We start from the raw sequence: 8,986 nt of genomic DNA, 5'->3' as shown, positions 1-8,986 counted from the left end.
GCTCCGGCCTCGGGAACAAGCACGGCAGCGGACACGGCCGTCGCTGCCAAGGCGGCGAAAATTCGCCCACGCGGCCGGGCCGACGCGGCCAAGATACGGAAATTCATTGCGGAAAACCCTTTCTCAACGGCGGCGCCCGAAACCGCTGCAGGGCACCGACACCTAGCCGTTTGGGGCGGCTGTCTCCTAGTCAATTGAGGCGGATACGTGACAGGCGTTGCCGCCTTGTTCAATTGCACGCGCCTTCAATACAGCGGCAGACGAAAAGATCAATGCCGGCAAGCAGGTTTGCCCCAACGTCACGGCGAGTTGCAAGGTCCTGTGGTAAAGCTCGTTCCGTGAGATTTCGCGAATCAGATCGGCGCGTTGCTCCGCGCGTTTCCTGGGTTGCATTTGGGCGTGGCGTGCTCGCCGCGCTGGGTTTCGCCATCGCCCTCGCGCTGGTCGGGACCGGTCCGGCGCGGGCGGCGGAAAGCTATGCGATCGCGATGCACGGCGCGCCGGCATTGCCGGCCGATTTCACCCATATGCCCTACGTCAATCCCGATGCGCCCAAGGGCGGCCGGCTGACCTGGGGCATCCTCGGGACATTCGACAGCCTCAACCCGCTGATCGTTCGTGGCCTCGCCGTGCAGCAGATCAGGGGTTTCGTCGTCGAGAGCCTGCTGGCGCGCGGCAATAACGAGCCGTTCACGCTCTACGGCCTGCTCGCCAAGACGGTCGAGACCGACGATGCGAGAAGCTACGTCACCTTCCATCTCGATCCCCGCGCCCGCTTTTCCGACGGCAAGCCCGTCACCGCCGAGGACGTGCTGTTCTCCTGGGAGCTGTTGCGCGACCACGGCCGTCCCAACCACCGGCAATATTATGCGAAGGTCGCGAAAGCCGATTCCCCCGACCCGCTCACGGTGCGCTTCGACCTCACAGGCGCCAACGACCGCGAACTGCCGCTGATCCTCGGATTGATGCCGGTGTTGCCGAAACACGCGGTCGATCCGGCTACCTTCGAGGACACCACGATGACGGGACCGATCGGCTCCGGCCCCTATCGCGTCGGCGCGGTGAAGCCGGGCGCGAGCGTCACGCTGGTGCGCAATCCGGACTATTGGGGCCGCGACCTTCCGGTCAATCGCGGCCTCTACAATTTCGACGAGATCAGGCTCGATTTCTACCGCGAGGCCAATGGCCAGTTCGAAGCCTTCAAGCGCGGCCTCTACGATTTCCGTGTCGAGGCCGAACCGCTGCGCTGGCACGACGGCTATGATTTCCCCGCGGCCCGCAACGGCGAGGTGATCCGCGACACCATCAAGACCGGGACGCCGCAACCTTCCGAATTCCTGGTGTTCAACACCCGCCGTCCGCTGTTTGCAGACGTCCGCGTGCGCAAGGCGCTGACGCTCCTGTTCGATTTCGAATGGATCAACCGCAACTACTTCTTCGGCCTCTATGCCCGCAGCGGCAGCTTCTTCGCCGGCTCCGAACTGTCCGCCTATGGCCGCCCGGCCGACGAGCGCGAACGAGAATTGCTGCAGCAGGCGAACGCGCATATTGCGCCCGACATTCTCGACGGCAGCTATCACCTGCCGGTCAGCGACGGCTCAGGCCGCGACCGTACCGCGCTGCGCAGCGCTCTCGCACTGCTGTCGGAGGCCGGCTACGAGCTCGAGGGCACGGTGCTACGTAACCGCGCGACCAAGGCGCCGTTTGCTTTCGAGATCCTGGTGACGACCCGCGACCAGGAACGGATCGCGCTCGCTTACCAGCGCGACCTCAAGCGTGCCGGCATCGAGGTGCGCGTGCGCGCGGTCGATCCGGTCCAGTTCGACCAGCGCCGGCTCGGCTACGAGTTCGACATGCTCCAGAATCGCTGGGATCAATCGCTGTCGCCCGGCAACGAGCAGTCGTTCTATTGGGGCAGCCAGGCCGCCGACATCCCCGGCACCAGGAATTACATGGGCGCCAAGGATCCGGCGATCGACGCCCTGATCGCCGCGCTCCTGGAGGCGCGGGAGCGGCCCGCCTTCGTCTCGGCGGTGCGGGCGCTGGACCGCACGCTGATGTCCGGCTTCTACGCAATTCCCCTGTTTAACATCGCGGAGCAATGGATCGCGCGCTGGAATCGGATAGAACGGCCAGAGAGCACTGCCCTGACCGGCTACCTGCCGGAGACTTGGTGGCAGAGGCCAGAGTCGCAACCGAAGTAGCCGCAGGCCAAGTAATGCAACCGAAGTTGATGCAACCGACGTTGAACCCGTGACCCAGTCCGCTTCGCCCACGCTCGATTCCCTGTTCAAGCGCGTGCTGGCGCGGCAGCCGGACGCGCTGGCGCTGGTCGATCCGCTCAACAAGCAGCGCATCACCGGTCAGACGCGCAAGCGATTGACCTATGCGCAAGCCGACCGCGCGATCTCGGCGCTAGCGGCGCATTTCATTGAAGCGGGATTGCCGGCCAATTCGGTGCTGGCCGTGCAATTGCCGAACACGGTCGAATTCGCGCTGACGGTGCTGGCGGCCCATCGCTGCGGCCTGGTGGTCGCGCCGATGCCGCTGCTCTGGCGGCACGCCGAACTGACCGCGGCATTGAACCGCACCGCCGCGCGGGCGATCGTGACGACGAGCCGGATCGACGGCGTCATCTACGCCGAGTTCGCGATGAACGCGGCGGCGGAAGCGTTCTCGATCCGCCATGTCTGCGGTTTCGGCAACGATCTGCCCGAAGGCATGGCCTCGCTCGACCAGGCCATCCTGCGGGAATCCTCGACCACGCGGGCGGTGATCCAGGACGGCCGCAAGGCCTCGCTGATCTCGTTCGATGTGACCGCCGATGGCTTCCGTCCGGTACCGCGCGCCCATTTCGCCGTGATCGCCGGCGGACTTGCGATGTCGCTGGAGAGCGACGTGCCGCAGGGCGCAACCATCATGTCAACTTTTGCCCCGATGTCCTTCGCGGGGCTGGCTTCTTCGCTTGCAGTCTGGCTGCTCACTGGCGGCACTTTGGTACTGCACCACCCCTTCGACGAAGAGGTGCTGCAGACCCAGATCAATGACCATGCCTGCGACACGCTGATTGCGCCTGCGCCTCTGGCGCTGCGGCTGGCCGAACTCGACCTCGACGCCAACATGCCGAGCGTGCGGAACGTGATCGGGCTGTGGCGGGCACCCGAACAGGTCGCCGCCGGCGCGTCCTGGACCGCGCAGCGCGCGACGCTAACGGATGTCTATCTGTTCGGCGAAGCCGGCCTGTTCGGCGCGCGCCGGACCGCCGAGGACGGTTCACCCGCGCCGATCCAGCCGGGTCCGCATGGCGCGCCGCGCGAGCTCCCGGGCTCCTCCATTGCCGGCGAGATCCTGCTGACGCCAACGGGTACGCTTGGCCTGCGCGGGCCGATGGTGCCCGCCGCAGCCTACGCACCGCCGCAAGTGCCGAACGACGCGTTGATAGCCCCGCCGCCCCGCGACTACGTCGACACCGAATATGCAGCGCGGCTCGACCGTTCGACCGGCGCCATCAATATCACCGCGCCGCCGTCCGGCATCATGGCGGTTGGTGGCTACCGCTTCCTCGCCAACGACCTGCAGGAATGGTCGCGCCGGCTCGGCCAGGGCGCGCTGCTCACCGCTCTGCCCGACCGCCTCGCCGGCCATCGCCTCGCCGGGCGCGCCCAGGACAATGCGCGCGCCCGCAACGCCATGACAGAACTCGGCCTCAATCCATTGATGGTCGAAGCCTTTCGCGATCGGACCGGCGGCATCTGAGCAAACCCCGCGTTAGAGCATGATCCGGAAAAGTGGAAGCCGGTTTTCCGAAAAGATCATGCTCAAACAAAGCGATGAGTTCATGATCCGATTCCGCCTGATCGGATCATGATCTCACGTTGACGCTGCATTAAGCGGCGGCAACTAGCATGGCGGCCAAAGCTTCCGCCCGATCCGAGTTGCCGAATGCCCCAGCAAGGCCCGATCCTGATTGCCTCGACCACAGGTCGGCCAGCCTTTGCGCGCGCGCTCGATGAGAGCAGGCTGTTTCCGGTGATCGAGACCACATGGACTGACGCCGCGCGCGCAGTCGCCCAGGTACAGCCAGCCGCCGTGATCGCCGCTGCCTCGAGCGGAGATGAGGCTGGACTTGCCGAATTGGCAGCGATGGTCGCGCCGCGCCAGCCCTATCTGCCGCTGATCGCCGTCGATCCCGAAGCGGCGTTGCCCGACAATGCGATTCCGTTCTTTCATGCCGAGAAGCATCCCAGCCGCCTGCTCGCACGTCTGAATGCGGTGCTGCGCATCCGCTCGCTGCATTCGACCGTGATGCGGCGCTTGGTGCCACCTTCGCCGATCCTGCTTTCGGATATCGATACCAGCCGCGACGCGACCGTGCTCCTGATCGGCCGCGGCGGCGCCTACCCGGCGCTCTCGGTCGTGCTCGGCGAGCGCTGCGGCGTGGTCGGCGCGCTCAGCATCGAGGCGGCCGCCAAGCATCTCAATTCCCGCGACGTCGACGGCATCGTGCTCGGCGAAGGCTTCACGCTGCGTGTGATCGATGCCTTCCTGACGGTACTCGCCGAAGATGCCCGCTTCCGCAATCTGCCGGTCGTGGCGACGCCGGACGGGCTCGCTCCGAGCTACGAATTGCCGCATCTCGAGCTGGTTGGTGGCGAGCCGGCCGACGTCGCCGCGACCGCGCTGCCTTTGGTGCGCCAGCACGCGTTCGAAGTGCATTTGAGCCGGACGCTGCGCGCGATCGACGCCGAGGGCCTGATCGATGCGCGCACCGGCCTGCTCACGCACACCGCCTTCGAGCGCGATTTCGCCACCGCCGTCTATCAGACCATCGAGCACGGCGGCGCGTTGAGCGTGGCGCGCTTCGCCTTCGATCCCGCCCATCCGCGCGCGCAGTTCGACGGCGCGCGCATTATCAGCCGGCTGATGCGTCAGATGGATTTCGGCGCGGCCCGGGAAGACGGATCGGTCATCGTCGTCTTCGCCGGCGCCGACTTGCGCAACGCCCACGCTATCGCGCGTCGCCTCTCCAGCGTCATGCGCCACACCAGCCATGGCAAGCGCGATATGCATTCCGATCCCAGCGTGAGCGTCGCTACGCTGCTGCCGAACGACACGGCAAGATCACTGCTCGCGCGGCTACATGACGAGGCGCATCGCGCGGCGTCGTAGCAGCGCAGTCGAAGAGCGCGCGGCGACCGCCGATCTTAAGAACGTGGATGATGACGAGTCCGCTATCGCGCCGCAATTCTTGGCTCGAACCTGTCGGCAAACGCCATCCATTCCGGAAGCGGCGCGCCGTCGCGGTGCCGACCGCCCGCAACTGCCGCCGCCCAGGCGCTGACGGCTCCGAGCAAGGTGGCGACCGCCACCGAAAACGCCAGGATAATGGTGCTGCGACGCGCGCGAGCGATCGCCGTCTTCGAACTCGCAATCGCCTGATCGACTCGCCGTTCGGCATCGCCAGCGGAAAGGCCGGTCCACGCCTGGACCTGCTGAATCAGATAGGTCCGGTCATCACCGTTCACCCCATTGTGGCTCGACGACGTCATGAGTATCCGGCCGGCCTCGGCGCGTTCGGCGCTGATATCAGCATTGGGAGGCCGACGTGGCGCGCGCAGCAGCCGATCGAGCTCGTAGCTCAGAAGCGGTTCGGCGGCGCTGGTGCTTCCCATCGTAAGCGATGGAGACGAACGGTTGACCGTGGCTGCGCTCACAATTGCCGCCAGTGCGGCCCCGAGGAGAACCGCGAGGGCCCAGGCCGTCAGGCCATGAAGACCGTCCCGCGTTTCCGTCTCCAAGTTGCGCGCCGCATCAAAGCCGCGCGTGCGACCCGCAATGTACCCGCCGAGACCGAAACTGACGATCGCCTGCAAGATCAGATAAAGCCCCGACAGCAACGCCAGCGCGGCGGATGCGTCTCGCCAGGTTGGAGAGGCCGAGCTGACGCCAAGACCGATGGTGACGCCAAAGGTTACCAGGATGAAGGCAAACGCCGCAGCAGCGAGCGCGCCCCCGACTATGGGCGTCCAATGCAGATATCGGACTTCGTCAGCTAGCGTCAGCGCTTCGTCTTCGACGAGCGTAGGAGCTTCGATTGTCATGGTCGAACTCCTCAGCGCAGACCAAAAAACGAAAGGATGGCCATTATCACGACGATCAGGCCAATCAGATAGATTAGCTGGTTCATTTCAGTCCTCCTCCACCGGCTATAATCGCAGCTCGTTGGGAAGGTTCCTGTGAGACGCCGACGCGCCGCGCCACACGGCCTTGGGGCCACAATGGTTTTCTCAAATGTGAATTTCGGCCCTCTGGCGGCATTCAGGCCGCCGTCCGATGCCGGCGCTCGTCTTAGAGCACCGGTATCGTTTCCACTGCCGCTGCGTGCGATCAAGACCGCGGCGGCACGTTTGCCAGCAGCGGGCCTAGTCCTTCCGCGATGGTGAGGTGCGCTATCACGGCATCACGCAACTTTGGGTACGGCAAGCCGGCGAGCATTGCGGCCTGGATGACAGCCATGACCTCGCCGGCCTCGGAACCGATCATTGAAAAGCCGAGGACACGGTCGTCGTTCGCGCTGACGACAACCTTCATGAAGCCGTCGGTCTCGTCGGTTGCCTCCGTGCGCAGGACATGACTCATCGGCAGCTTCGCGATACGCGCAGGGATACCCTGCCGCTTGGCTTCCTGCTCGGAGAGGCCGACACGTGCGAGCGGCGGATCGGTGAACACGACATAAGGAATGAGGCGATCGTCGGTCCTGCGGGTGCCGCCTGCCATGTTGTCCCTTACAATTCTGAAGTCATCGACCGAGACATGCGTGAACTGGGGGCTGCCGCAGCATTCGCCGATGGCCCAGACACCGGGCGCAGTCGCCTGCAGACGTTCGTTGACACGAATGAAGCCGCGGGCATCGAGTTCTATTCCGGCTTCGTCGAGCCCGATGCCGGCGGTGTTGGCGACCCGGCCAACTGCCACAAGCAAGTCGCTGCCTTCGATCTTCTCTTCGCCCTTGAGGGTACGCACGCTTACCGACACGGTATCGCCGGAAACACCATCGACACTGACGGGTTGGGCGTTCAGCAGCACGTCAATCCCCTCGCCGCTCAGAATGCGCTGAATCTCTTCGGCCGCATCGGCATCTTCCCGTCCCATGAGCTGGCGACCCGGCTCGATGATCGTCACTCGGCTGCCGAACCGACGGAAGCCCTGCGCCATTTCGACACCGACATAGCCGCCCCCGAGTACGATCAAGTGCGACGGCGCGTAGTCGAGCTCCAGCGCTTCGATATGAGTAAGCGCACGCGCGGCCTTGAGACCGGCGATATCAGGAATGGCTGCGTGCGTACCAACATTGAGGACAACCTCGTCACCCGCGAGCAAGCGGATACCCCCATCGTTCAACGCGACCTGAAGGGTCTTCGGACCCACGAAGTGGCCGCTGCCCATGATGAGTTCCGCGCCGCTCTCCTTGTAGGCGTTCAGGTGGAATGCGATCTCGCGGTCGACCATGCCCTGTTTGCGAGCGCGCACCTTGCCCATATCGGTCTTGACCGCACCAGTCAGTGTCCCGAAATGCGCAGCGTTCCGCACGAGGTGAGCGACCCGCGCACTCCAGATTTCATTCTTCGATGGGAGACAGGCGACTGCCGGGCAGGCACCGCCGACCCAGCGGCGCTCGACCACGGCGACTTTCTTGCCGGAACGGCCAAGATGCCATGCGAGCTGCTTTCCGCCCTGACCGCTGCCGAGGATGACGATATCGAAGTGTTCAGCCTGAGACATGGATGATCTCCGTGTTGTCTCCGAAACGGACCCCTACCTCCGAGGACATAGGATTGCGCCAGAAGCGCCACCGCTATGCGCCGCTGATCGTGATCGCGCTCATGCATTCATGCATATGGTTGCGGCTGGAACCTTCGCGGTGGAGGGCGCTGCCCTGGCTGCCGCCGCGCCGAAGTTCCGCGCGCGACACTCGTCGCGTGTGGCGGGGTTTGCGTCGCGCCTCTGCTGCTGCGCTCCTAGAGCATGATCCGGAAAAGTGGAAACCGGTTTTCCGAAAAGATCATGCTCAAACAAAGAGATGAGATCATGATCTCCGCGCAAACGCTTCGCGTTGTCGCGAGGGAAAGCCGGTTTCTACTTTTCCGGATCCTGCTCTAGAATCTCCAGGTGAAGCTGCCCTTGACCGAATGATCCTGCACGCGGTCGGCGAACTGGCCGACATAGGCGATGCCGACGCAGGCTTGCGGCGTGACCCGCAGATCGAGCCCGCCCTCGACCAGCGCTGCGTTGCGCGCAAGCGGCACGCCCGCCACCAGGAAGTTCGCGCCCGTGCTCTGGAACGCGAGTGCCGCCGTCGGGGTGACATCACCGAGAGCGTACTGCCACGCCACCGAGGCGCGCGGCGTCAGCGACATGCCGTTGGTCAGCAGAAAGCTGGTGGCGATGCGCGCGCCGAGCGTTGAGTAGCCGACGTCTTCCTTGGTGCCGGAGCCGAGCAGCGCGGCGATGCCGCTGCCGCCGGTCTCATTGAAACTGTTGGTGTCGAGATGGACCCAGGCAAGCCCAGCAAAGGGCTCGAGCGCGACCTGTCCGAATGTCAGCCCATAACCCGCCTCGCCGAACACCTGCGCGGTGGTCGCGTCGTAACGGGCGCGTGCAGTGTCGAAGAAATTCGGGAACATGATCGAACGGCTGGTGTCGAGCGTGCTGAAGCTTGCCGCCGCACCGCCGCGCAGGCTGAGTGCGCCGTAGGTCGCACCGACATAACCGGCGAGATGCGCGGTCTCGACATCAGCGGAACTCGCCCGGTCGCTGACGCGGACGGTTGAACTGGTGTAGCCGCCGGCGATGCCCGCGATCCAATTGGGACCGAAGCGATGATCGACGCCGCTGAAGAAACCGGCGAGATCGCGGCGCATGCCAGCGGCATTGCCGTCGCCGCCGAACCGGCCCCAGGCGCCGACGCCCTGCGCCCAGAACGCCG

The 8,986-nt window shown here is 65.0% G+C and carries 6 protein-coding genes; 3 read left to right on the top strand and 3 right to left on the bottom strand.

The genetic code is table 11. From position 1 onward, the window contains the following. Window positions 1-488: 488 nt before the first annotated feature. From CWO89_RS36385 to CWO89_RS36375, 3 genes are all read left to right on the top strand, one after another. Window positions 489-2,204, top strand: coding sequence for an extracellular solute-binding protein (locus CWO89_RS36385; protein WP_130583213.1), 1,716 nt, complete (start codon window positions 489-491; stop codon window positions 2,202-2,204). Window positions 2,205-2,253: 49 nt separating this feature from the next. Then, complete coding sequence (locus tag CWO89_RS36380; RefSeq protein WP_130583212.1) at window positions 2,254-3,756, top strand: class I adenylate-forming enzyme family protein; 1,503 nt, start codon at window positions 2,254-2,256, stop codon at window positions 3,754-3,756. A 186-nt stretch (window positions 3,757-3,942) separates the two neighbouring features. Further along, on the top strand, window positions 3,943-5,169 hold the full coding sequence (locus CWO89_RS36375; RefSeq protein WP_130583211.1) for a GGDEF domain-containing protein: 1,227 nt from the start codon (window positions 3,943-3,945) through the stop codon (window positions 5,167-5,169). Between the two features lie 62 nt (window positions 5,170-5,231). Here the strand turns inward: CWO89_RS36375 and CWO89_RS36370 are convergent, their stop codons facing one another. The 3 genes from CWO89_RS36370 to CWO89_RS36355 form a co-directional block, all read right to left on the bottom strand. Further along, on the bottom strand, window positions 5,232-6,101 hold the full coding sequence (locus CWO89_RS36370; protein WP_130583210.1) for a hypothetical protein: 870 nt from the start codon (window positions 6,099-6,101) through the stop codon (window positions 5,232-5,234). Between the two features lie 286 nt (window positions 6,102-6,387). Further along, window positions 6,388-7,782 carry an FAD-dependent oxidoreductase gene (locus tag CWO89_RS36360; protein WP_130583208.1) on the bottom strand — a complete coding sequence of 465 codons (1,395 nt, stop codon included), beginning with the start codon at window positions 7,780-7,782 and terminating at the stop codon, window positions 6,388-6,390. 374 nt (window positions 7,783-8,156) lie between these two features. Then, a partial coding sequence (locus CWO89_RS36355) for an autotransporter outer membrane beta-barrel domain-containing protein (RefSeq protein ID WP_130583207.1) occupies window positions 8,157-8,986 on the bottom strand: 830 nt, incomplete at its 5' end.

This window comes from Bradyrhizobium sp. Leo170, assembly GCF_004296405.1.
Lineage (GTDB): Bacteria > Pseudomonadota > Alphaproteobacteria > Rhizobiales > Xanthobacteraceae > Bradyrhizobium.
Note: the sequence above shows the minus strand (reverse complement) of the source record. Positions and strands in the feature narration are given on the sequence as shown.

What these genes read in the sequence shown, in the direction of transcription:
- CWO89_RS36385 (WP_130583213.1), top strand. Translation starts at nt 489, where the DNA reads ATGCACGGCGCGCCGGCATTGCCGGCCGATTTCACCCATATGCCCTAC.
- CWO89_RS36375 (WP_130583211.1), top strand. Translation starts at nt 3,943, where the DNA reads ATGCCCCAGCAAGGCCCGATCCTGATTGCCTCGACCACAGGTCGGCCA.
- CWO89_RS36370 (WP_130583210.1), bottom strand. Translation starts at nt 6,101, where the DNA reads ATGACAATCGAAGCTCCTACGCTCGTCGAAGACGAAGCGCTGACGCTA.
- CWO89_RS36360 (WP_130583208.1), bottom strand. Translation starts at nt 7,782, where the DNA reads ATGTCTCAGGCTGAACACTTCGATATCGTCATCCTCGGCAGCGGTCAG.